This is a genomic window from Pseudomonas sp. Bc-h (assembly GCF_002080045.1).
GTDB lineage: Bacteria > Pseudomonadota > Gammaproteobacteria > Pseudomonadales > Pseudomonadaceae > Aquipseudomonas.
This window is the reverse complement of sequence record NZ_MUIN01000015.1, coordinates 280,747-304,439: the sequence shown is the minus strand read 5'-3', so window position 1 is coordinate 304,439 and position 23,693 is coordinate 280,747. Positions and strand designations below refer to the sequence as shown.

Genomic DNA, 23,693 nt, shown 5'->3' with positions numbered 1-23,693 from the left:
GCTCACGATGCGTCCTCCAGATGTACCTGTGCGTTGACCGCGTCACGGGGCAACAGCAAAGACGCCACCGCCACTACCTGCCGCACCGCCTTGGTCGCCCCGCCGCCGCCATAAGGGCCGTTGGTGTAGAGAGTTTCCACCTCGTTGCCGACGCGCACCGCTTCGGCTTTGTCGGCGCACCGGGCGGCAACGCGCAAACGCACTTCCCACGGCTCGCCACCGCTACGGGCGCCCAGCGTCGAGCCATGCAGCGAATCGACACCGATCAGCTCGGCCCGCACTTCGTCGCAAGTCACACCGGTGAGTTTCAGCCGCTCCAGCACCACGTCCCGCGCCAGTTGCGCACGGGCCAGGGCACCCGGGCCGCCGTAGGAAATCTGTCCCTCGCCGATCCAGCCATCCAGATAACCGACCGAGACCTTGAGCGTTTCAGGCCGCGCGCGGCCGTCAGCGCCCTGCGCACGTACTTCGTCGGGCGCGACCACGCTGAACGACACCCCCGAAAAATCAGCCGTCACATCCGGCGTCAGATAGGCCCTTGGATCGTGCACCTCGTAAATCATCTGTTCGGTGCAGGTGGCGGTGTCGATGCGCCCGCCGGAACCCGCGACCTTGCTGATCACAGCCCTGCCTTCGCTGTCCACTTCGGCCAGCGGGAAACCCAGCCGAGCAAGGTCGGCCACGTCCTTCACACCGGGGTCGGCGAAGTAGCCGCCAGTGATCTGCCCGGCGCACTCCAGCAGATGGCCGATCAACGTGCCGCGGCCCAGGCGCATCCAGTCATCCTGCGCCCAGCCGAACGTGAACAGCTGGGGCGCGAGAAACAACGAAGGGTCGGCGACGCGGCCGGTGATCACCACATCGGCATCGGCTTTCAATGCCTCGACGATGCCCTCGGCGCCCAGATACGCATTGGCAGAAATCAGCCGATTGCCCAACGCCGCGACCGTCAGACCGTTATCCAGCAAGTGCTCGGCATTTAACTGCGCAAGCACGTCATCGCCGGTCAGCGCCGCGATTTTCAATCCGTGCACACCCAACTCGGCCGCAATCCGCCGGACCTCTCGCGCCGCTGACAACGGATTGGCCGCGCCCATGTTGCTGATGATGCGCAGCCGGCGCTGCCCCGCTTCACGACCCCGGGCCACGAACGGCAACACGCGACACATGCGTTCGCCGAGTAACGGATCGAAACCGGCTTCGGAGTCCGCCAGTCGTGCTTGTTGCGCCAGGGCGATGGTGCGCTCGGCCAGGCATTCGAAGACCAGAAAGTCCAGCTCGCCCTTGTCGGCCAGTTCCACGGCAGGTTCCATACGGTCGCCCGAATAACCGGCGCCAGAGCCGATACGTAAGGTTTTCATTCAAAACACTCCCAGCAGCAGTGCGGTCAGGGTCATCAGCACCGATGCGCCAAACAGAAACGGGATGGTGAAACGTTGATGGTCGGCCAACTCGACCTTGCACAACCCCACCAGCAGGAAAGTCGCAGGGGTCAGAGGGCTGACCGGAAAACCGGTGGTGTGCACGCCCAGCAACGAGGCCTGGGCCACCTGCAACGGATCGACGCCCAGCGCCCGGCCGACTTCGGCAATTACCGGCATCACGCCAAAATAGAAGGAGTCAGGGTCGAACAGCAGGCTCAGCGGCATGGACAGGAAGCCCACCACCATCGGAATCAGCTTGCCGTGCCCGGCCGGTATCTGCGCCACCGCCACTTCCGCCATGGCTTTGAGCATGCCGGTGCCTTGCATGATTCCGGTAAACACGCCCGCCGCCAGAAGAATGCTGGCCATGGTCAGCGCGGTCTTGGCGTGGGCATCGATACGCGCACGTTGCGCGTCGACGTTCGGGTAGTTGATGCACAGCGCCAGCACCGTGCCGACCATGAACATCACCACCGGATCAACCCAACCGGCGATCATCACTGCCATGACCACGATGGTCAGCAGCAGGTTGAGCCAGAACAGACGCGGGCGGCGCAGCACCTCTTCCTGCTCGCTGAGAATGCGCTCCGGCACCACATCGACCTTCGCGCCAGCGCCCAGACCCAGGCGTTTTTCTTCACGACGCCCCAGCAGCCAGGCACTGACGAACACGAACGCCAGACCGACGATCTGCACCGGAATCAACGGCTGGAACAGCTCGGCCACCGGCACGTGCAGCGCGGCGGACGAACGCAATACCGGCCCGGTCCACGGCAGGAAGTTCACCCCTGCAGCCATCGCTGCCACACAGGCCAGAATCCGCCGATCAATGCCGAGCCGTGTGTACAGCGGCAGCATCGCCGGAATCGTCACCAGAAAGGTCACCGCGCCCGAGCCGTCCAGATGCACCAGCAGCGCCAACAGCGCAGTGCCTACGACAATCCGCGTAGGCCGTGTTCCCACCGTGCGCAGGATGCGGTCGATGATCGGATCGAGCATGCCGGCGTCGGTCATCACCCCGAAGAACAGGATGGCGAACACGAACATGCCGACCACAGGGGCGACGTTCTTGATACCGGTGATGATGAATCCGCTGGTCTGCAGCCCGAAGCCGCCGATCAACGCGGCGATGATCGGCAAGGCGATCAGCGCAACCAGAGGCGAGAGGCGTTTGCTCATGACGGCGGCGAGCAAACAGAGAATGGTAATGACACCCAGAGTGGCGAGCATGCAGTGGTCCTTTCGTCACCCCTGGGCCGAGAGGCGGGATGAGCTGTTGTTGTTTTCATCGAGTATCGAAACGAGGGTAAGCTTTGTAAATTGAAATGTTCGGCGCCTTGCATTCGGAAAAACTGAACAGTCCATATTGACGAGTGGTACTCATGAAAAACTCGATTCAGCACATCCGCGCCTTTCTGGCAGTGGCCAATAGCGGCAGCTTTGCCAAGGCTGCCATCGAGCTGAACCTGTCACCCTCGGCGTTGACGGTGCAGATTCAGCAACTGGAAGAGTGGCTGGGCGTCACGCTGCTCGAACGCAGCCCGCGCCAGGTCAGCCTGACTGCTGCGGGGCAGAACAATCGCGGGGCGATGGAAAAACTGTTGCTGGACCTGGACAACATCGTCAGCGGCTCGCGGGACCTGGCCGCGTTACGCCGTGGCGTGGTCACCATCGCCGCCCTGCCCTCGCTGTGTTCTGGCGCCTTGCCACCGATCCTCAAGGCCTTCCGCGAGCAGTTCCCCGGCGTCGAAATACGGTTGCGCGATGTGGTGGCGCAACGCATCGACGCGCTGGTGCGCGAGGGCGAGGTTGATTTCGGTCTGGGTGTACGGGCGCGAATGAGCCACGGGCTGGATTTTCAGGTGGTAATGGTCGACCGCTTGAACCTGTTCGTGCCCTTGGATCATGCATTGGCCAAACGTCACTCGATCACCCTTTCGGAGCTGTCCGGGGAGCCGATCATCCTCACGGGACGCGACAGCAGCGTACGCGAGCGGGTCGAGCAATTGTTCTCGGACGGTGGCCTGACCCTGACGCCGGGGCTGGAAGCCAACTACATGTCCACGGTCATGGCTCTGGTGCGTCAAGGGCTTGGGATGACGTTGCTGCCGGAATCCGCTGACGAAGGTCGTGGCGATCTGGTGCAGGTGCGGGTCGAGCATGGCGGCGTGAACAGGGAGATCGGGTTGATCAGTCGCGCGGGGTTCGGTTTGAGCCCGGCAGCGCAGAGGTTCGTGGAAATGATGAGAGCGAGTCTGTCAGCCCAGCCTCTGCCGACTGGCTGAACGCCACCTGAACACCTGCACAAAAACTGGAAAAAGCAAAAAAACAAGTATGCTCATTCAATAATGAGTATCATTATGTTACACATTGGCTGAATGCGAATGGCTCTATAACGCATTCACGCCGCACACCCTATCAGATTTCCACCGGTGATAAATGCTCGTTCCTTTTTTGATCATGCTGCGCGAAGGGATTGAAGCCGCGCTTATCGTAGGCATCATTGCCAGTTACCTCCGTCAGACCGGCCGTGGCGAGTGGATGCCCGCCGTCTGGATCGGGGTTTTCCTCGCCGCAGCGCTGGCGTTGTTCGTCGGTGGCGGCCTGGAGATGGTCAGCGCCGAATTCCCGCAGAAACAACAGGAACTGTTCGAAGGCCTGGTCGGCCTCCTCGCCGTGATCATCCTCAGTTCCATGGTGTTCTGGATGCGCAAGGTCGCGCGCTCGATCAAGCATGAACTGCACGAATCGCTGGATGCCGCCCTCGCCGGCTCGAAAAACCAGACGTACGCCCTGATCGGCATGGTGTTCTTCGCCGTGGCTCGCGAAGGCCTTGAAACCGTGTTCTTCCTGCTCGCGATCTTCCAGCAGAGCGAAGGCGTAGGTGCTCCGCTTGGCGCGCTGCTGGGCCTGATCATTGCCGTGGGCATCGGCTTTGCCATCTACAAAGGCAGCATGCGCCTGAACCTCGCACGCTTCTTCCGCTGGACCGGGCTGTTCATTCTGGTGGTGGCAGCCGGGATTCTCGCCAATTCGGTGCAGGCGCTGCACGAAGCTGGCCTGTGGAATCACTTCCAGACTGTGGTCTTCGACATCAGCTCGATTCTGCCGATGGACGGGCCGACGGGTTCGGTGCTCGCCGGTATGTTCGGGTATCAGGATGCACCGACCGTCAGCGTGCTGACCGTTTACCTGGCGTATCTGATCTTCGCGTTGGTGCTGTTCTTTCTACCGCAGCCGCGGGTGGTGAGTCTGCCCACCCGCCCTGCGCATGAACACGGCCACTCCTCTTCAGTTACGAACAAATAAGGGCACCCATGAACAGCAGTCCTTCCGGGCTTACTCCCAAGCAAGCCAAGCCTCCCCGCGCATTGCGAATGGCCGTCGCCGGATCGGTGATCCTGATGATCGCTGCCGGTGCCATGTTTTACTACGCCTCGCAGCAGGCGCAGAAAAAACGCCTGGCTAACAACAGCGCCGAAACCGTGGTCACCATCCACCCCAAGAGCTGTGAGCCGAACGCAATCACGGTGCCAGCCGGGAAAAATGCCTTCCGCATCGTCAACGCCTCCGAGCGTGCCGTGGAGTGGGAAATCCTCGACGGTGTGCTGGTCATCGAAGAGCGCGAGAACATCGCACCCGGCCTGAGCCAGATCATCAACGCCAACCTGCAACCCGGCGATTACGCGATCACCTGCGGCTTGCTGAGCAACCCGCGTGGCACCCTGCACGTGACCCCGACCGCTGAATCCGACGCCGCCGCCAAGGCTCGTCCTTCGATGGTTGCGTTCATTGGTCCGCTGTCCGAGTACCGCGTGTACCTGAGCACCAAGAGCAGCGCCCTGATCCGCGCCGTGAACGATCTGCAGCAAGCCATCGAAGCCGGCGATCTGGCCGCCGCTCAGCACGCCTATGCACCGGCCCGTGCCGCCTACCAGCGCATCGCCCCGGCCGCACAGCGCCTGGCAGAACTGGACAACGCGATCAACGCCCGCGCCGACTACTTCGAGAAGCGCGAACAGGACCCGGGGTTCAGCGGTTTCCATCGCATCGAGTTCGGTCTGTTCTCGCAGAAGTCCGTCGACGGCCTGGCGCCTGTCGTACAGAAGCTGCAGAGCGACATCGCATCGCTGAAAGAACAACTGCTGGCCCAGAGCATTGCCCCCGAGCAACTGGCGAGCATGGTCGTGCGCAACATGCGCAGCCTGGCCGACATCCGCAGCAACGGTGAAGAAGAGCGCTACAGCCACATCGACGTCACCGGTTTCGCCGCCAATCTGGAAGGCACCCGCAAGGTCATCGAACTGCTGCGTCCGCTGCTGGCCAAGACCTCCGGCGACGTGCAGAAGAAGATCGACGAGGCGACCACCGCACTCGACGACCAGTTGCTGATGCTCAAGACCGACGACGGCTTCACGCCGTACGACCAGGTCAGTACCGAACAACGAAAACAAATCGCAGACAAGGCCAAGGCGCTGGCCGATGCACTCGAAGGAATCGATCCGGCCCTCGGCCTCACCGGCCTTTAAGCGTGCCCTGGCGGGTGCCTGATGCGCCCGCCCGGCCCTGAAACCAGAGCGAAGTAGCATTCACATGAAAGACTCCGATTCATCCAACGCCCCGATTTCCGCCGAACGCCGCCGTGTCCTGATGGGCCTGGGCGCCGCGGGCGCTGCCATCGCTGGCGCAAGCCTTGCCGGCAACGCTCTGGCAGCCCCTGCCCCGGCGCAAGTGACCGAAGCCCCTAAAAGCGAGAAGACCCAGGACCACAACGAGTTCCATGGCGTGCATCAGAGCGGCATCGTCACGCCGCGCCCGACCGCGGGCATGATGGTCTCCTTCGACGTATTGGCGCAGGACCGCGACGATCTCGAGCGTCTGTTCCGCACCCTGAACGAGCGCATTACCTTCCTGATGACCGGCGGCGCAGTGCCGCAGGTCGATCCGAAGCTGCCCCCGCTGGACTCCGGCATCCTCGGCCCGGTGGTCACCCCGGACAACCTGACCATTACCGTTTCGGTGGGTGATTCACTGTTCGACGAGCGCTTCGGCCTGGAACAGGTCAAGCCCAAGCGCCTGCAACGCATGGTCGGTTTCCCCAACGATGCGCTGGAAGCCGACTGCTGCCATGGCGACCTGAGCATCCAGTTCTGCTCCAATGCCCCGGACAGCAACATTCACGCCCTGCGCGACATCGTGAAGAACCTGCCCGACCTGCTGCTGGTGCGCTGGAAACAGGAAGGCACGGTACCGGCCCAGGCACCGCTCAAGCCCGGCCAGACGCCTGAAAGCGCGCGTAACTTCCTCGGTTTCCGCGATGGCTCTGCCAACCCCGATTCGAACAACCAGAAGACCATGAACGAGCTGGTCTGGGTGCAACCGGGCAGCGACGAACCGGCCTGGGCTGCCAACGGCAGCTATCAGGCGGTGCGGATCATCCGCAACTTCGTCGAGCGCTGGGACCGTACTCCGCTGCAGGAACAGGAAGCGATCTTCGGCCGGGTCAAGACCACCGGCGCGCCGATGGATGGCAAGACCGAAACCGACGTCCCCGATTACAAGAAGGACCCGGAAGGCAAGGTCACCAAGCTCGATGCGCACATCCGCCTCGCTAATCCGCGCACCGCGCAGAGTCAGCGCAACCTGATCCTGCGTCGTCCGTTCAACTACTCCAACGGCGTCAACAAGAACGGCCAGCTGGACATGGGCCTGCTGTTCATCTGCTATCAGTCGGACCTGGAAAAAGGCTTCATTACTGTCCAGACCCGCCTCAACGGCGAGCCGCTGGAGGAGTACCTCAAGCCGATCGGTGGCGGGTACTTCTTCACTCTGCCAGGCGTGGTGGACAGCAACGATTACATCGGCCGGTCACTGCTGGCTGCTGCCTCTGCTGTAAAAACAAAAACTACCTGACAACCCTTACCTCACAGGAAGAGCTCCATGAAAAAGTCGCCTCTCGCGTTGTTGGTTACCCTCGGCTTGTTGCAGACCCCGATGTCCGTGTTCGCGGCAACGGCACCGCTGGATCTGGTAACGCCAGTTTCCGACTACAAGATTTACGTCACCGAAAACGTCGACAAACTGGCTGAAGACACCCAGAAGTTCACCGACGCCGTCAAGAAAGGTGACCTGGCGACTGCCAAGAAGCTGTTCCCGACGACGCGTATTTCCTACGAATCCATCGAGCCTATCGCTGAGCTGTTCAGTGATCTGGACGCTTCGATCGACTCCCGCGAAGACGACCACGAAAACGGCGTGAAAGCTGACGATTTCACCGGTTTCCACCGTCTGGAATATGCACTGTTCTCGCAGAACACCACCAAGGATCAGGCTGTTTTCGCTGACAAGCTGCTGGCTGACGTCAAAGAGCTGCAATCGCGCATCGCCGACATGACTTTCCCGCCAGAGAAAGTGGTGGGCGGTGCTGCTGCGCTGATGGAAGAAGTGGCTGCGACCAAGTTGTCCGGTGAGGAAGACCGTTACAGCCACACCGACCTGTATGACTTCCAGGGCAACGTTGACGGTTCGAAGAAGATCGTCGATCTGTTCAAACCGCAACTGCAGAAGTCTGACGCAGCGTTCGTGAGCAAGGTGGAGAAGAACTTCGCGACCGTGGACAAGATCCTGGCCAAGTACAAGACCAAGGATGGTGGTTACGAGACCTATGACAAGGTCAAGGAAAACGACCGTAAAGCCCTGGCCGGCCCGGTCAACACCCTGGCTGAAGACCTGTCGCAGATGCGTGGCAAACTCGGTCTGAACTGAGCCTGAGCGCAATGAGAAGCCCGCTTTTTGAGCGGGCTTTTTTATGTGTGAGTGACGGGTCTGGGGGTTGGGGCTCTGGCTAACCGGTAACGCCAGACCTGTTTCGCCTTCGGCGAGTTACTTTTGAAAAGCCTCCGGCTTTTCACAAACCTCCACCCAAAAAAAACGCCCCGAACCATTCGGGGCGTTTTTTGATTCAGCTTGCGGCGTGCAGCTAACGGCCCGCCGCTGCCTCTATCTTACTTCGGGAAAGCCGGTGGGTTGACGCCCGCCATGTCTTCCATCACACGAACCACCTGGCAGCTGTAACCGAATTCGTTGTCGTACCAGACGTACAGCACAACGCGGTTATCCATGCAGATGGTCGCTTCGGCATCGACCACACCGGCGTGGCGGGAGCCGACGAAGTCGGTGGATACCACTTCCTGCGAGTTCACGAAATCGATTTGCTTGTGCAGGTCCGAGTACAGCGCGGTTTCGCGCAGGTATTCGTTCATTTCTTCGCGAGTGGTCGCGGTGCCCAGGTTCAGGTTCAGAATCGCCATCGACACGTTCGGCGTCGGAACGCGAATCGCGTTGCCGGTCAGCTTGCCGGCCAGCTCAGGCAGCGCCTTGGCAGCGGCAGTGGCAGCGCCGGTTTCGGTGATGACCATGTTCAGCGCGGCGCTACGGCCACGGCGATCGCCCTTGTGGAAGTTGTCGATCAGGTTCTGGTCGTTGGTGTACGAGTGAACCGTTTCAACGTGACCGTTGACGATACCGAACTTGTCGTTGACGGCCTTGAGGACCGGCACGATGGCGTTGGTGGTGCAGGACGCAGCCGAGATGATCTTGTCATCGGCAGTGATCTGCTGGTGGTTGATACCGTGAACGATGTTCTTCAGCTTGCCTTTGCCCGGCGCGGTCAGCACCACGCGGTCGATGCCAGGGCACTGCAGGTGCTGGCCCAGACCGTCGGCATCACGCCATACACCGGTGTTGTCGACCAGCAGCGCGTCCTTGATACCGTACTGGGTGTAGTCCACCTCGGTCGGGTTCTTGGCGTAGATCACCTGAATCAGGTTGCCGTTGGCGCTGATGGTGTTGTTGGCTTCATCGATGGTGATGGTGCCGTCGAACGGGCCGTGAACCGAGTCACGACGCAGCAGGCTCGCGCGCTTGACCAGATCGTTCTCGGCGCCTTTGCGCACGACGATGGCACGCAGACGCAGGCCGTCGCCGCCACCGGTTTTTTCGATCAGGATGCGGGCCAGCAGACGACCGATACGGCCGAAACCGTACAGCACGACGTCAGTGCCCTTGCGAGCGCCGGAGTTCTGTTGGCCAACGATTTCAGCCATTTCTTCACGGACGAACTGCTCGGCAGTACGGCCATTGGCTTCGGCCTTGTATTTGACGGCCAGCTTGCCCAGGTCGACCGAAGCGGCACCCAGTTTAAGCTCGCTCATCGCTTTGATGAGCGGGAAAGTCTCGTGTACGGACAACTCGGTCGCGTCGGCTTGACGATGACGCGCAAAGCGGTGCGCCTTGAGAATCGCGATGACGGAACGATTGATCAGGGTGCGGCCATAGATCGAACTCACCACGTTGTTATTGCGGTAGAGCTGACCGATTAGCGGGATCATCGCCTCGGCGAGCGCTTCACGATCGATCCATTCACCAAGACACTGGTCGGGCTTCTGAGTCACGGGAACCTTCCACATGTAGGGGCTGAAAAAAGGGACTACATTATGCCCAAGCCTTTGTTTATGAGCAATCCAGTGTTTTGAAGAAGACTGGCACTACATAATTGCGTGAGCGTAAAACTGACAGCGGATTCCCGATTTAGTTACAATCCCCGGCTTTGCCGCAACGCCTGGAGCTTTATCTTCCGTGCCCGTTCTGCGCCTACCGATTCTCCCTGCCGCTGCAGGCAAACAACATTGGGGCAACCTGCCCGGTGCCGCTCAGAGCCTGGCCATCGCCGAGGCCGCCAGCGCCGCGAAACGCTTCACCCTGCTTTTGACCGCCGACAGCCAAAGTGCCGAGCGTCTGGAACAGGAACTGAAGTTTTTCGCCCCTGATCTTCCGGTGCTGCATTTCCCCGACTGGGAAACCCTGCCCTACGACCTGTTCTCGCCGCATCAGGACATCATCTCCCAGCGCATCGCCAGCCTTTACCGGCTGCCGGAGCTGGAACACGGCGTACTGGTCGTGCCGATCACCACCGCCCTGCACCGACTGGCGCCGACCAAATTCCTGCTCGGCAGCAGCCTGGTGCTCGACGTCGGCCAGAAGCTTGATGTCGAGCTGATGCGCACGCGGCTTGAGGCCAGCGGTTACCGCTACGTCGACACGGTGTACGAGCATGGCGAGTTCACGGTACGCGGCGCGCTGATCGACCTGTTCCCGATGGGCAGCAAACTGCCCTACCGAATCGACCTGTTCGACGACGAAATCGAAACCCTGCGCACCTTCGAGCCGGAAACCCAGCGTTCCATCGACAAGGTCGATTCGGTGCGTCTGTTGCCGGCCAAGGAATTCCCGCTGCAGAAGGAAGCCGTCACCCGTTTCAAGGCGCGTTTTCGCGAGCGCTTCGATGTCGACTTCCGCCGTAGCCCGATCTTTCAGGATTTGAACAGCGGGATTACACCTGCGGGTATCGAGTACTACATCCCGTTGTTCTTTGAAGAAACCTCGACCCTGTTCGACTACCTGCCGCAGGACACGCAAGTGTTCTCCTTGCCAGGCATCGAGCAGGCCGCCGAGACCTTCTGGAAGGACGTGCGCAATCGTTATGAAGAACGCCGCGTCGACCCTGACCGTCCATTGTTGCCGCCCGATGAACTGTTCCTGCCGGTGGAAGACTGCTTCGCACGTCTTAAAACCTGGCCGCGGGTCGTTACCAGCCAGGACGACGTGGAGACCGGCGTCGGACGCGAACGATTCCCGGCGCAGGCCCTGCCGAATCTGGCGATCGAGGCCAAGGCCAGCGAGCCATTGGCGGCGCTGTCGAACTTCCTCAACGATTTCCCCGGGCGCGTGCTGTTCACCGCCGAATCCGCCGGCCGTCGCGAAGTGCTGCTGGAGTTGCTGGAACGGCTGAAGCTGCGCCCGAAAACCCTCGACAGCTGGCTGGAGTTCGTCGACAGCAAGGAGCGGTTGGCAATCACCATCGCGCCGCTGGACGAAGGTCTGCTACTGGAACAGACAGCGCTGGACCAAACGGCGCTGGCACTGATTGCCGAAAGCCCACTGTTCGGTCAGCGAGTGATGCAGCGCCGTCGACGCGAGAAACGCGCCGACGGTCACTCCAACGATGCGGTTATCAAGAACCTCGCCGAACTGCGCGAAGGCGCGCCGGTGGTGCACATCGACCACGGTGTCGGACGCTATCTGGGGCTGGCCACACTGGAAGTCGAAAATCAGGTCGCCGAGTTCCTGATGCTGGCATACGCCGAAGAGGCCAAACTGTACGTCCCGGTCGCCAACCTGCACCTGATCGCCCGCTACACCGGCAGCGATGACGAACTGGCGCCGCTGCACCGGCTGGGTTCCGAAGCCTGGCAGAAAGCCAAGCGCAAAGCGGCCGAGCAAGTACGCGACGTGGCCGCCGAGCTGCTGGACATCTATGCCCGCCGCGCCGCCCGCGAGGGGTATGCGTTCGCCGATCCGAAGCTGGACTACGAGACCTTCAGCGCCGGCTTCCCGTTCGAGGAAACCCCGGACCAGCAGACCACCATCGAAGCCGTGCGCCACGACATGCTGGCACCCAAGCCGATGGACCGCCTGGTGTGCGGTGACGTCGGTTTCGGCAAGACCGAAGTGGCGATGCGTGCTGCGTTCATTGCCGTGCACGGCGGCAAGCAGGTGGCGATTCTGGTGCCGACCACCCTGCTCGCCCAGCAGCACTACAACAGTTTCCGCGACCGCTTCGCCGACTGGCCGGTGACCGTTGAAGTCATGAGCCGCTTCAAATCGGCCAAGGAGATCAACGCCGCCGTGGCCGATCTGGCCGAAGGCAAGATCGATATCGTCATCGGCACGCACAAGCTGTTGCAGGACGACGTCAAAATCAAGAATCTGGGGCTGGTGATCATCGACGAAGAACACCGCTTCGGTGTGCGTCAGAAAGAACAGCTCAAGGCGTTGCGCAGCGAGGTCGACATCCTGACCCTGACCGCCACGCCAATCCCGCGCACGCTGAACATGGCCGTGGCCGGCATGCGCGACCTGTCGATCATCGCCACCCCGCCCGCCCGCCGGCTATCGGTGCGCACCTTCGTCATGGAGCAGAACAAGCCGACGGTCAAAGAGGCGTTGCTGCGTGAGCTGTTGCGCGGCGGTCAGGTCTACTACCTGCACAACGATGTGAAGACCATCGAAAAATGCGCCGCCGACCTCGCCGAACTGGTCCCCGAAGCTCGCATCGGCATCGGCCACGGGCAGATGCATGAGCGCGATCTCGAACAGGTGATGAGCGATTTCTATCACAAGCGTTTCAACGTACTGATCGCCTCGACCATCATCGAGACTGGCATCGACGTGCCGAGCGCCAACACCATCATCATCGAACGCGCCGACAAGTTCGGCCTGGCCCAGCTGCACCAATTGCGCGGCCGTGTCGGGCGCAGTCACCACCAGGCTTACGCCTACCTGCTGACGCCGCCGCGCAAGCAGATCACGCCCGACGCCGAGAAGCGTCTGGAAGCGATCGCCAACACTCAGGACCTGGGCGCAGGCTTCGTGCTGGCGACCAACGACCTGGAAATCCGCGGTGCGGGCGAGCTGCTCGGCGAAGGCCAGAGCGGGCAGATCCAGGCCGTGGGTTTCACCCTTTATATGGAGATGCTCGAACGCGCGGTGAAGTCGATCCGCAAGGGCGAGCAGCCGAATCTGGATCAGCCGCTGGGCGGCGGTCCGGAAATCAACCTGCGAGTGCCCGGGCTGATTCCGGAGGATTACCTGCCGGACGTGCATGCGCGCCTGATCCTCTACAAGCGCATTGCCAACGCCGCCGACGAAGAGGGCCTCAAAGACCTGCAGGTGGAAATGATCGACCGCTTCGGCCTGCTGCCGGAACCGACCAAGAATCTGGTGCGCATGACCTCGCTCAAGCTCAAGGCCGAGCAGCTGGGGATCAAGAAGGTAGATGCTGGCCCGCAGGGTGGACGAATCGAATTCGCGGCCGATACTCCAGTAGATCCGCTGACATTGATCAAGCTGATTCAGGGGCAACCCAAGCGGTACAAATTCGAAGGTGCCACATTGTTCAAGTTCACGGTGCCGATGGAACGTCCCGAGGAGCGCTTCAATACGATTGAAGCGCTGCTTGAGCGCCTGACCCCGCAGCCCTCCAAAAAGTCGGTTTAAGGATTCACCATGCGTCTGTTTCGCTCGCTCACCCTGCTGCTGGTGCTGATCGCTCCTGCGGCCTTCGCCGACGGCACCTATCAGGTGGAAATGATCCTGTTTCGCCAGAACGGCGAACCGGCGGCCACCAACCAGCCTGCCCCGGAAGACTGGGCCGCTGGCGCGCAGAAACTGGGGGCCGACAACCAGACCGCTACCGCGCTCGACGGGCTGGTGAGCAAGCTGGAATCCAGCGACGGTTACAAAGTGCTGCTGCACCGAGCCTGGCAACAGGACCTCAGCGCGACACCGAGCAAGGTTGCGATCAGCAGCGGTCAGGAACAGTTCGGCCACTTTCCCATTGAGGGAACACTCAGCCTGGGCCTTGCACGCTTCACGGACATCGACGCCAATTTCTGGGTCAACCAGCTCGACGACCACGGCGTGCTGGTCACCAGCGAGCGGATGCGTCAGGCGACTCGGGTTCGCAACGGCGAATTGACCTACATGGACAACGGAAGTCTGGCCATGTTGATCAAGGTTTCTCCTCTTCAAGCACCGCGTTGACGTAGGGCAAGACGTGTCATCCCTATTGGAAAAAGCCCTGGCCCTGCCATGGGAACCGTTGTTCAAGGCGCAGAGCGTGGAACGCGGGCTCGACTATGCGCGGCAGAAACGCGTGTCGCTGCAGCACCTGAGCCCCAATCTGGTTCGCACTGTGTGCCGTGGCTCGAGCCTGGAAATCTACACCCAGACCCTGCAGTTCAAAGACCCGGAGCGCACGCGCAACTTTGTGGTGGGCAAATGCACCTGTCCGGTCAGGAACAACTGCAAGCACTGTGCGGCGGCGCTGTTCTTCCTGCAGGATCCCGAAACCTTGCCCGAGCTTCTGGCAAACGTGGACCGACAATCGTCCACCCTCGCGCCCAAGCCCGAAGAAAAGCCAGCCTTGCCTGAACGCATCATCAGCGATATCGAACCCAAACCCCGACTGATCCTCGCCAGCTTCGAGTTCAGCGCCTACGAGCCGCGCAACGGCAAGATGCAGCGGCACATTCAGCACCGCGCCGCACTGGCCTTTGGTTACGGCGAGTTCTACGCCTCGGGCATGCCCAGCCCCGGCCGCTCCAGCGATATCGTGCGCCACCTGACAGACGAGACGCTGCGTCTGCGTCGTCATATGGACCGCGAAGGGCAATACCGCAGGCAGTTGCAGGACATCGGTTTCCGCATCGCCACCCGCCAGAGCAAGGCGTTGCCCGACAGCGCCGGGGAAATGTTCGAACTGCCCAACGACAAGGCCTGGCTGAGCTTCATGCTCGATGAGTTGCCGGTGCTTCGTGATCACGGTTGGGACGTCGAGATGCACGATGATTTCGGTTTCGACGTGACGCCGGTGGACGACTGGTATGCGGTCGTCGACGAGGAGCCGGAGCGAGACTGGTTCGATCTGGAACTGGGGATCATCGTCAACGGCGAGCGCCTGAGCCTGCTGCCGATCCTGATCAACTTGCTGCGCACGCACCCGGAGCTGATGACCCTGGCCGGTATCGCCAAGCGCCGCGACGATGAGCAACTGCTGGTGCAACTCAACCATTTCACCCAGCGCGGCGGCGGACCGATTCAGGTCGCACTGCCCTACGGCCGGTTGAAAACCGTGTTGGCCACCCTCGGCGATTTCTATTGGCGGGAGGAAGGCAATGACGCCATTCGCCTGAACACTGCTGACGCCACGCGCCTCAAGCAGCTCGACGACATGCCGCTGGTGTGGCAAGGCGGCGACCGGCTGCGACAGTTCTCCGAGCGGCTGGTGAACATCAAGAACGCCAGCGTCAAGGTGCCCAAAGGGCTCAACGCCAAGCTGCGGCCTTATCAGCTCGAAGGCCTGAGCTGGATGCAGGCGCTGCGCGAACTGGAAGTCGGCGGCGTGCTGGCCGATGACATGGGCCTGGGCAAGACCCTGCAAACCCTCGCGCATCTGCTGGTGGAAAAACAGGCCGGGCGCCTGGATCGTCCAGCGCTGGCGGTGATGCCCACCAGTCTCATCCCCAACTGGATGGACGAGGCGAAGCATTTCACGCCGCAGCTCAATGTGCTCGCGCTGTATGGCGCCAACCGGCATCAGGAATACCAGAGTCTGGAGGACTACGACCTGATCCTGACCACTTACGCCTTGCTGCCAAGGGATGTGGAGCTGCTCAGCAAACAGCTGCTGCATGTGCTGGTGCTCGACGAAGCGCAGTACATCAAGAACCCCAACAGCAAGGCGGCCCAGGCGGCGCGCCAGCTCAACGCCCGGCAACGCCTGTGCCTGAGCGGCACGCCGCTGGAAAACCATCTGGGTGAACTCTGGTCACTGTTCCATTTCCTGATGCCAGGCTGGCTGGGCGACGCCAAGCAGTTCAGCAGCAACTACCGCACGCCCATTGAAAAGCTCGGCAACGAAGCGCGCTTGCAGCATCTCAATGCCCGGATCAAACCCTTCCTGCTGCGCCGCACCAAGGAGCAGGTGGCCACTGAGCTGCCGCCCAAGACCGAAATCGTGCATTGGGTCGAACTCAACGATGCTCAGCGCGACGTATACGAAACCATGCGTCTGGCGATGGACAAAAAGGTGCGCGACGAGATCACCCGCAAGGGCGTGGCGCGCAGTCAGATCATCATTCTGGAGGCGCTGCTCAAGCTGCGCCAGGTCTGCTGCGACCTGCGTCTGGTCAACAGCGTGCCGCTCAACCCTCGACATTCCAGCTCGGCCAAGCTGCAAAGCCTGATGGAAATGCTGGAAGAACTGCTGTCGGAGAACCGCAAGATCCTGCTGTTCTCTCAGTTCACCTCGATGCTCGAACTGATCGAGGTGGAACTGCAACAACGCGGCATCGAATACGCCTTGCTGACTGGCCGTACCAAAGATCGACGTACGCCGGTGCAGGACTTCCAGAGCGGCAAGCGTTCGATCTTCCTTATCAGCCTCAAGGCGGGCGGGACGGGTCTGAACCTGACGGCGGCGGACACGGTGATTCATTACGACCCATGGTGGAATCCCGCTGCGGAAAATCAGGCCACTGACCGCGCCTATCGCATCGGTCAGGAAAAACCGGTGTTCGTCTACAAGCTGATCGCCCGCGGCACGGTGGAAGAGAAAATCCAGCACCTGCAGCATGAAAAGTCAGCCTTGGCGTCCGGCGTGCTGGACGGGAGGACTTCCGGGGACTGGAAGCTGCAGGATGAGGAAATCGAAGCCTTGTTCGCGCCGCTGCCGCTACCGCCGAAGAAGGTGAAGCGCTAATGCCCAGACATCCCCATCTGTAGCAGCACGGACTCTGTGGGAGACGTCGGAGGTCACGACGACAGCGATAGCGGCAGATTTGTCAGACGGCTGTCGACTGACACACCGCATCCTCTGCCCACCGCACATAACACACCACCACCGGCATCTCGTGCTCGGCGCAGAAATCCAGCCAGCGCAACTGATTGTCCTGCAAACGATCGCCGGGGCCTTTGACTTCGATCATCCGGTAGCTGCGCTGCTCGGGGTAGAACTGGATCAGGTCGGGCATGCCGGTGCGATTGGCCTTGATGTCTTGCAGCAGGCGACGGAACCAGCGCTTGAGATGCGCCGCAGGCAGGCAATGCAGCGCCTGATCCAGTAACTCCGGGGTCAACGTGCCCCAGAACACAAACGGCGATTGCAGGCCGAACTTGCTGACGTAATGCTGGCGAATGACCGTTTGATAACCTTCGTCGTCCAGTTGCGCAAGGCACGCATCGAACATCGCGGCTCGACGCTGATAGAAATCCGGGCTGTAAAGATCGCTCGGCGCGCTGTGAAACGGATGAAAGAACGCCCCTGGCAGCGGTGCGAAAATCGCAGGCCAGCAGAGCAGCCCGAACAGTGAGTTGATCAGCGCATTTTCGACGTAATGCACCTCGCTGCCCTCTTCGGCCAAGTGCAACTGAATCAGCTGTTCGACGCTGTATTCCGGCAACGGCACCACACTCAGGTCGAGCCGGGTGACCGCCCGCTTCGCCCTGCGTCGTACGCTGGCATCGCCTAACTTGCGTTGCAGGCGCGGTGCGATCCGCAGCAGGTGTTGGGTTTCTTCGGCGTTTTCTGGCGCAGACTCGGCCTGCTGCAACAGCGCCATCGCCTCGATATATTGCTCGCTGCGCTCCAGTACTCGAATCCTGCGCACTCGGGCGCCGGGATAACTGGATTGCGCATAGACACACAACGCCAGCGGCAACTCCTGCTCACGTTCAGCCTGATAGCCGATCTGGAACAGCAGCTTGGCCCGACGCATCGCAAGCCAAGGGTTTTCAGTGTGGATGGCCAGTGCCTGGGCGGCCAGTTCGTCCAGGGCAACGCCCTCATCCAGCGCCTGACGGCAATTGTGCAGATGCAGGCAGGTGTCGATGTCCGCGCGCTGGGTGATGCCGCGAGACTCGACAGAAAACTCGACCTTTTCGTAGCGATAGATGCCCAGATCCGCGAGCACGAACTCTGACCATTCCTGATACAGGTTGCCGAAATACAGCAGCCGCAAGCGGTCGCACAGGGGCATTACCTGTAGCCCAAAAATGATCTCATCGAACCCCGAAAACCATTCCTGCAAAGGCTGCGGCGCTTGATAAAAGGGCAGCAGACGCTCAAGCAGATCGGCTTTCTTTTCCGCGCTTCTGACGCCGTGGGCTTTGAAGCAGAGGCTCAACTCATCCTTGCGCAGCAAAGCAAACAGGGTTTGAAGATCCAGATGCGGTTCGCCATGCACCCAGCCATATTCGAGCAAGGGCGCGGCGGCGAGGCGAACGTCGCCGATTTCGGCGTAATCCAGTTTGCTCGCCCGAAACAAGGTGCCTTTGCGCATGACCATGCGCACCAGCAGCGCCTGGGCCGGTTGCGGCAAACCCGCGAATTCGTCGATGAAACGCCGCTCCTCGTCGTCGAGCAGATCATCGTAGCGTTGGGCAATCCAGCCCAGTACCTGGCGAAAGTTCTCCAGGTAATAGAACGGATTGTCGAGGGGAGAAGTGCTCACGGCGATGTCACGTAACGTCTGGCGGAAAAGGCGTCAGGATACTGTTTATCCGTACAGATTCCAGCCCCTTTTTTGAGCTGTCCGCACTTGCCTGATCAACGGCATCGCGATCAGCCGTTAGACTCTCGGCATCCGCCCCAGAAGGAAAACGCCATGCCCTCCTCCAGCAAACCACGCATCTACCTGGCCGGCTTCGATGTATTTCGTGCCGACGCTATCGAGCATGGTCGTTATCTGAAAGCCCTGTGCGACGCCCATGGCCTTGAGGGGCTGTACCCGTTCGACAATGAGGTGGCGCAGGGTCTGCCGCCTGAGGAAACCGCTGCGCTGATCTGCAAGGCCAACATCGAGATGATCAAACGCTGCGACGGAGTATTGGCCAATCTCAATGTGTTTCGCGGGGGCGAGCCGGATTCCGGGACAGCGTTCGAGGTGGGCATGGCCGTCGCGCTCGGTAAACCGGTGTGGGCGTACTTCGAGGACTCGGGATCGCTGCGTGACCAGATCGAGCACGATGCTGAAGGCTTCGATGCACAGGGGTTTCAGGTGGAGGATTTTCAGTTGCCGAAGAATCTGATGCTGGCCTGCACCTGGGCTGGAAGCAGCGAAACGGCGGAGGCAGGGGTTGAGGCGCTGGCACGATTTTTCGCGTCTCGTTCAGATATGAAGTAACGCCGAACGCTGAACCCGTGGGAGGGAGCTTACTGGCGAAGGCACAGTGCCTGTGATTGATCAGCTCACTGACACAACGCATTCGCGAGCAAGCTCTCTCCCACATTTTGTTCATTGACCGTGAGATTTATGATCGAGCAGAAATCGCTCGATCATCAGCCCAACGTCGAAGACCCGATATCCAGCTTGTCCGAATCCTCGAACTCATCCAGCCGCAGATCGCCCAGGTCCAGATCGCCTTCCGGGTCGCTGTCTTCATCGGCATCGGAGTCGTTGAGCGGCGATTGGTCGCCTCCGAAATGCTGGTCTTCGTGGTTCAGAAAGTACGATGGCAGATTGTGCTTGCCGCGTGTGTGAGGCTGTACGTGCATCTGTGTTCTCTCCCAGATCTGTCCAATCGGTTTCAAGGCTACTCCACAAAACGCCGCGATCACACCCAGCTGAAAAACGATCCGCCGTCATCGCGGAGCATTTGCGCCATGGCATGAGCGGCCGGTGAAAGGTAACCCTCGCGACGCAGGATGACGCAGATGGTCCGCGCCATGGTGGTATGTTCCAACGGCACTTCGCGCAGATATTGCATGTTCTTGCCATATTCCAGGGTTTCCCGGGCAATGAAGCTCAACAGGCGGGTCTGGGCGATCAGGCGCGGCAACAGGGAAATGGAATTGGCCTCGATCTGCACCACCGGCAGCGGCAGGTTATTTCGGGCGAACGCGTCATCGACCCACATCCGCGACGACACGCCGGGCGGGGGTAGTACCCAGCGGTAATTGCACAGGTCACTCATCTGAAACGGCGCGTTGAAGATCGGGTGATTGCGGCTGGCGATGACCACTGCCTCGTCGGTCAGGATCGGGTGGGCTGTGAATTCATCTTCGATGGCCCGCTGGGAGCAAATGATCATGTCCAGATGCCCCGAGCGCAGCTGTTCGCGAAGCATGTCGTCCTGGCCGATCACCAGCTTCAGGGTGATTTCCGGCGCGCGTTTGAGCAGCGCATTGGTCAGCTCAGGGAGCAGGTATTCCGCCATGGTCGAGGCACAACCCAGGCGGATTTCGCCCACTGCGCCGCTGGCGAAGTCACGCACTTCGCGCTGGGTCTGAGCGATGCTCTGTTGCAGCATCTTGCCCCGTGCCTGCAGCAGTTCACCGACCGGCGTCAGCTTGATTCGCCGTCCGTCGCGCTGAAACAGCTTGGTGCCGAACGACTCTTCCAGACGCTGAATGCTTTTGGTCAACGCAGGCTGGCTGCGGTTGAGCTTCTCCGCGGCGCGCCCCAGATGCCCAAGTTCGGCGATGGTTTCGAAATAGGTCAGGTCGCGCAGGTCCATATATCAACCAAAGTTATCAATTCATGATTATTAGAAAATAGACTTGATCGATTGCGCTGTCGATAATTCCCGGCATTGGACGATCTTCCCTCAGGAAAAAGCCCATGCTCTGGAGATCCTCGTTGTCGCGCCCCGCCTCGTTTTCCCTTGGAACCCTGCACCCATTGCTGCAATGGACGCTGCTGATTCTTCTCGCCGGTAGTGCCGGTCAAGCCTTCAAATACTTTCACGTCCCCGCCGCGCTGTTTCTCGGCCCTATGCTGGTAGCGATCGGTTTCGGTGTTTCCGGGGCCAACATTCGCTTGCACAAGCATGTGTTTCGTCTGGGTCAGGGCTCGGTCGGCGTGCTGGTCGCGCATTCGATGACCATGGGCGTGCTGCTTACCGCTCTCCACTCATGGCACGTCATGGTGTTTGCGACATTGCTGACCGTGGCGCTCAGCGCTCTGGTGGGCATTGGGCTGGCGCGCTGGGGCGGCATTCAGGGCAGCACGGCGGCCTGGGGCACTTCGCCGGGCGCGGCATCGGCGATGGTGGCGATGTCCGAGGATTACGGCGCCGACTCCCGCGTAGTGGCGACCATGCAATATGTAAGGGTGGTCTGTGTGGTGATGGTCGGCGCGCTGGTCAGCCGCCTGATTGGCGCCGACGTCGGTGGCACCGATGCCCACAGCAGCGACGCATTGCTGCAAGGGGCCAACCTGCTCAACCTCGGCCTGAGTCTGCTGGTGATCGTGGTCGGCGTCACGCTTGGATCGAAGGTGCCGGCGGGCGCACTGCTGGTGCCACTGATTCTGGGTGGTGCGCTGCAATTGAGCGGCGTGCTGCAGATCGTCATGCCGACCTGGCTGCTGGCAATCGCCTACGGTGCCATCGGCAGTTACATCGGCCTGCGTTTCGACCGGGTGACCATCGGCTACGTCTGGCGGCGTCTGCCTGCGATGATTTTCGGCGCACTGCTGTTGATTCTGCTGTGCGCGATTTCAGCCTGGGTCATCGCCGAGATGATGGGCAAGGACTTCCTGTCGGTGTACCTGGCCACGAGCCCCGGCGGCCTGGACGCCATGGCGATCATCGCCATCGACACCCACTCGGATGTCGGCTTCGTGCTGGCGATGCAGACCCTGCGCTTGTTCGGCGTGATCGTGACCGGCGCGTACATCGCCCGGCAGGTGATTCGGGTGACGCAGCGGTTGGCATAATTTTACTGCCTCACGCCACAATCAAAGGCAGCACGCTGGATGCCTCAGGTTTTCACCACCTCGGCATCGAACACCTCACCTCGCCGGATAATCGAGGCCTTGGCCAGCAACGTACCCGGCGCCAGCACGGCATTGGCGCCGACCCGTGACCGATCGCCGATCAACGCGCCGAACTTGTCGCAACCTGTAGCCCGCAAACGGCCGTCGACGCGTACGCGCACTTCCTTGTCGTCGCGCTCGTTGCGGTAATTGCAGACGATGCTGCCCGCTTCCAGATTGACTCCGGCCCCAAGAACCGAGTCGCCGACGAAATTGAAATGGGCCAGCTTGGTGCCGTCGAACACGAACGAAGTCTTCAACTCCGCGCCGGGGCCGAAGATGCAACGCTCGCCCACCCAGCAACCTCCACGCAGGTAAGCGCCGCTGGCGACGAAGCAATGTGGCCCGATGATCAGCGGCCCCTTGAGCACTGCGCCCTCCTCCACGATCACCGTCTTGTGTAGCGCGATGTCGCCGCGAATTTCGTACTCATCGCCCAGGGTCACCAGCACTTCGCGAACGATCTCGCTGGCACGGGTCACCAGTTCCCACGGCGTCAACGACGCCCAGCGAGAGAGCGCGGAGGTGTCCATCGATTCGATGTAGTCGCCGATCCTGATCACTGCAGATGCTCCAGTGCAGTCGCCAGACTTTGCGCCAGTGGCAGAACCGGCAGCAGCGTCGCCTGATAGGCATGATAGAGGTCAGGCTTGCCCGGCCAGATGTCAGCGCTCGGCTGATTCTGCGGGTTCAGCTCATGGCGCCAGCTGCCGTTCTGGTAATCGATGAACAGGGTCGCGTTGAATTCCCAGAACGTGCGGTACCAGGTTTCGTACTGTTGCTCGCCGGTACGCTGCAACAAGGCCGCCGACGCCGCGGCCGCTTCGGCGTGGGTCCAGTGCAGACGATGGCGCACCACCGGGCGGTTTTCCCAGTCCAGGGTGTAGACGATGCCCGGCGCACCATCGACATCCCATCCGTAGCGACAAGCGTTTTCGAACAGCATGCGGGCGTCTTCCACCAACCAGGCCGGGGTTTCCAGCTTGGCTCTCTGCCGCGCGGCCTCCAGATGCAACACCAGCCGCGCCCATTCGAAGGCATGGCCCGGCGTGGTGCCATAAGGGCGGAAACCGTCGTCGGGCTTGTCGGCGTTGTATTCGCGCACCGGCTGCCATTGCAGGTCGAAGTGCTCGATCACCTGATGATCGTTGGCCGCGGCGTGCTGATGAATGACGCGCTCGACGATGCGCAGTGCACGATCCAGCCAGCGCGCATCGCCGGTAACATCGGCCAGTGCCAGGAAGGCTTCGGTGCTGTGCATGTTGCTGTTGGCGCCGCGATAGCTTTCTTCATCGCTCCAGTCGCGGGCGAAGGATTCGCGCATGGCGCCCTCTTCCTCGCTCCAGAAGTGCTGGGAAATGACTTGAATCGCCTGCTCCAGCAGCGCCTTGGCGCCGGGACGTTGGGCCACCACCGCAGAGGATGCGGCCAGGGCAACGAAGGCATGCAGGTAGGCGGCTTTACCGGTATCGGTGCTGTGTTCAAGGGGCTTGGCGAACCAGCCGCCATGCTCGGCATCGCGCAAGGGCCCGGCCAGCGCGGCAACCCCGTGATCCACCAGTTCGGCGCAACCGGGAATGCCACTGATGTGGGCCATGGCAAAGCTGTGGGTCATGCGTGCGGTGTTCATGGTCTCGGCGACGGCATCGGCGGGCAGACGCCCATGTTCGTCCAGATTGCCAAAGCCCTGAGGCAGCTTCGCCGCCTTGGCGAACGCCAGCAGGCGATTGCCTTCCTGCATGAGCCACGCCGTGTGTCCGGGGGCGCGCAGCCAGCTGCTGAAACCGTGGTTCACATCATCCATTGCCTTTCACCTATCTGCTCGGCAGGT

The 23,693-nt window shown here is 61.1% G+C and carries 18 protein-coding genes; 10 read left to right on the top strand and 8 right to left on the bottom strand.

The window, feature by feature from the left end:
- Nucleotides 1–2: 2 nt before the first annotated feature.
- Together BWR59_RS28490 and BWR59_RS28485 are read right to left on the bottom strand one after the other, a co-directional pair.
- Nucleotides 3–1,361 (bottom strand): acyclic terpene utilization AtuA family protein, encoded by a 1,359-nt coding sequence (locus BWR59_RS28490; RefSeq protein WP_081569023.1) that lies wholly within the window; start codon nt 1,359–1,361, stop codon nt 3–5.
- A complete protein-coding gene (locus BWR59_RS28485; RefSeq protein ID WP_081569022.1) occupies nt 1,362–2,654 on the bottom strand; it encodes a citrate:proton symporter in 1,293 nt (430 codons plus the stop codon).
- Nucleotides 2,655–2,806: 152 nt separating this feature from the next.
- Here BWR59_RS28485 and BWR59_RS28480 point away from each other — a divergent pair, with 152 nt between their 5' ends.
- From BWR59_RS28480 to efeO (BWR59_RS28460), 5 genes are all read left to right on the top strand, one after another.
- Nucleotides 2,807–3,709: a LysR family transcriptional regulator gene (locus BWR59_RS28480; protein ID WP_081569021.1), complete on the top strand. Its 903-nt coding sequence runs from the start codon at nt 2,807–2,809 to the stop codon at nt 3,707–3,709.
- A gap of 154 nt (nt 3,710–3,863) precedes the next feature.
- On the top strand, nt 3,864–4,733 hold the full coding sequence (gene efeU / locus BWR59_RS28475) for an iron uptake transporter permease EfeU (RefSeq protein ID WP_081569020.1): 870 nt from the start codon (nt 3,864–3,866) through the stop codon (nt 4,731–4,733).
- An 8-nt stretch (nt 4,734–4,741) separates the two neighbouring features.
- A complete protein-coding gene (gene efeO, locus BWR59_RS28470) occupies nt 4,742–5,953 on the top strand; it encodes an iron uptake system protein EfeO (protein ID WP_081569019.1) in 1,212 nt (403 codons plus the stop codon).
- A gap of 64 nt (nt 5,954–6,017) precedes the next feature.
- Nucleotides 6,018–7,337: an iron uptake transporter deferrochelatase/peroxidase subunit gene (efeB, locus tag BWR59_RS28465; RefSeq protein WP_081569018.1), complete on the top strand. Its 1,320-nt coding sequence runs from the start codon at nt 6,018–6,020 to the stop codon at nt 7,335–7,337.
- Between the two features lie 27 nt (nt 7,338–7,364).
- Complete coding sequence (gene efeO / locus BWR59_RS28460) at nt 7,365–8,189, top strand: iron uptake system protein EfeO (protein WP_081569017.1); 825 nt, start codon at nt 7,365–7,367, stop codon at nt 8,187–8,189.
- Between the two features lie 239 nt (nt 8,190–8,428).
- Here the strand turns inward: efeO (BWR59_RS28460) and BWR59_RS28455 are convergent, their stop codons facing one another.
- The gene (locus tag BWR59_RS28455) at nt 8,429–9,892 is read right to left on the bottom strand and encodes a glyceraldehyde-3-phosphate dehydrogenase (protein WP_081569016.1); all 1,464 of its coding nucleotides are present in this window, start codon (nt 9,890–9,892) and stop codon (nt 8,429–8,431) included.
- Nucleotides 9,893–10,061: 169 nt separating this feature from the next.
- Between BWR59_RS28455 and mfd the strand changes: the two genes are divergently transcribed.
- The 3 genes from mfd to BWR59_RS28440 are packed head-to-tail and all read left to right on the top strand — an operon-like array spanning nt 10,062 to nt 16,806.
- Nucleotides 10,062–13,541, top strand: a complete 3,480-nt coding sequence (gene mfd, locus BWR59_RS28450; protein WP_081569015.1) for a transcription-repair coupling factor — start codon at nt 10,062–10,064, stop codon at nt 13,539–13,541.
- A gap of 9 nt (nt 13,542–13,550) precedes the next feature.
- Nucleotides 13,551–14,087: a CsiV family protein gene (locus BWR59_RS28445; RefSeq protein ID WP_081569014.1), complete on the top strand. Its 537-nt coding sequence runs from the start codon at nt 13,551–13,553 to the stop codon at nt 14,085–14,087.
- 13 nt (nt 14,088–14,100) lie between these two features.
- Complete coding sequence (locus BWR59_RS28440) at nt 14,101–16,806, top strand: DEAD/DEAH box helicase (RefSeq protein ID WP_081569013.1); 2,706 nt, start codon at nt 14,101–14,103, stop codon at nt 16,804–16,806.
- Between the two features lie 82 nt (nt 16,807–16,888).
- On the opposite strand, the gene BWR59_RS28435 is transcribed toward BWR59_RS28440, so the two are convergent.
- Entirely contained in the window at nt 16,889–18,556 is a 1,668-nt protein-coding gene (locus tag BWR59_RS28435) for a VRR-NUC domain-containing protein (protein ID WP_081569012.1), read from the bottom strand.
- Nucleotides 18,557–18,709: 153 nt separating this feature from the next.
- Between BWR59_RS28435 and BWR59_RS28430 the strand changes: the two genes are divergently transcribed.
- The gene (locus BWR59_RS28430; protein ID WP_081569011.1) at nt 18,710–19,228 is read left to right on the top strand and encodes a nucleoside 2-deoxyribosyltransferase; all 519 of its coding nucleotides are present in this window, start codon (nt 18,710–18,712) and stop codon (nt 19,226–19,228) included.
- A 155-nt stretch (nt 19,229–19,383) separates the two neighbouring features.
- Here BWR59_RS28430 and BWR59_RS28425 read toward each other — a convergent pair whose 3' ends face one another.
- Together BWR59_RS28425 and BWR59_RS28420 are read right to left on the bottom strand one after the other, a co-directional pair.
- The gene (locus BWR59_RS28425; RefSeq protein WP_081569010.1) at nt 19,384–19,599 is read right to left on the bottom strand and encodes a hypothetical protein; all 216 of its coding nucleotides are present in this window, start codon (nt 19,597–19,599) and stop codon (nt 19,384–19,386) included.
- A gap of 59 nt (nt 19,600–19,658) precedes the next feature.
- A complete protein-coding gene (locus BWR59_RS28420; protein ID WP_081569009.1) occupies nt 19,659–20,561 on the bottom strand; it encodes a LysR family transcriptional regulator in 903 nt (300 codons plus the stop codon).
- Nucleotides 20,562–20,683: 122 nt separating this feature from the next.
- On the opposite strand from BWR59_RS28420, the gene BWR59_RS28415 reads away from it, so the two are divergent.
- The gene (locus BWR59_RS28415; RefSeq protein WP_081569101.1) at nt 20,684–21,763 is read left to right on the top strand and encodes an AbrB family transcriptional regulator; all 1,080 of its coding nucleotides are present in this window, start codon (nt 20,684–20,686) and stop codon (nt 21,761–21,763) included.
- Between the two features lie 44 nt (nt 21,764–21,807).
- Here BWR59_RS28415 and BWR59_RS28410 read toward each other — a convergent pair whose 3' ends face one another.
- Nucleotides 21,808–22,425 (bottom strand): LpxA family transferase, encoded by a 618-nt coding sequence (locus tag BWR59_RS28410; RefSeq protein WP_178111252.1) that lies wholly within the window; start codon nt 22,423–22,425, stop codon nt 21,808–21,810.
- Nucleotides 22,422–23,666: an AGE family epimerase/isomerase gene (locus tag BWR59_RS28405; protein WP_081569008.1), complete on the bottom strand. Its 1,245-nt coding sequence runs from the start codon at nt 23,664–23,666 to the stop codon at nt 22,422–22,424. Before BWR59_RS28405 ends, BWR59_RS28410 begins: the two co-directional genes overlap by 4 nt.
- Nucleotides 23,667–23,693 lie beyond the last annotated feature (27 nt).

Bases quoted from the DNA above. Each gene is read 5' to 3' on its own strand.
- BWR59_RS28490 (WP_081569023.1), bottom strand. From the start codon at position 1,361: ATGAAAACCTTACGTATCGGCTCTGGCGCCGGTTATTCGGGCGACCGT.
- BWR59_RS28485 (WP_081569022.1), bottom strand. From the start codon at position 2,654: ATGCTCGCCACTCTGGGTGTCATTACCATTCTCTGTTTGCTCGCCGCC.
- BWR59_RS28480 (WP_081569021.1), top strand. From the start codon at position 2,807: ATGAAAAACTCGATTCAGCACATCCGCGCCTTTCTGGCAGTGGCCAAT.
- efeU (WP_081569020.1), top strand. From the start codon at position 3,864: ATGCTCGTTCCTTTTTTGATCATGCTGCGCGAAGGGATTGAAGCCGCG.
- efeO (WP_081569019.1), top strand. From the start codon at position 4,742: ATGAACAGCAGTCCTTCCGGGCTTACTCCCAAGCAAGCCAAGCCTCCC.
- efeB (WP_081569018.1), top strand. From the start codon at position 6,018: ATGAAAGACTCCGATTCATCCAACGCCCCGATTTCCGCCGAACGCCGC.
- efeO (WP_081569017.1), top strand. From the start codon at position 7,365: ATGAAAAAGTCGCCTCTCGCGTTGTTGGTTACCCTCGGCTTGTTGCAG.
- BWR59_RS28455 (WP_081569016.1), bottom strand. From the start codon at position 9,892: ATGTGGAAGGTTCCCGTGACTCAGAAGCCCGACCAGTGTCTTGGTGAA.
- BWR59_RS28445 (WP_081569014.1), top strand. From the start codon at position 13,551: ATGCGTCTGTTTCGCTCGCTCACCCTGCTGCTGGTGCTGATCGCTCCT.
- BWR59_RS28430 (WP_081569011.1), top strand. From the start codon at position 18,710: ATGCCCTCCTCCAGCAAACCACGCATCTACCTGGCCGGCTTCGATGTA.
- BWR59_RS28425 (WP_081569010.1), bottom strand. From the start codon at position 19,599: ATGCACGTACAGCCTCACACACGCGGCAAGCACAATCTGCCATCGTAC.
- BWR59_RS28420 (WP_081569009.1), bottom strand. From the start codon at position 20,561: ATGGACCTGCGCGACCTGACCTATTTCGAAACCATCGCCGAACTTGGG.
- BWR59_RS28405 (WP_081569008.1), bottom strand. From the start codon at position 23,666: ATGGATGATGTGAACCACGGTTTCAGCAGCTGGCTGCGCGCCCCCGGA.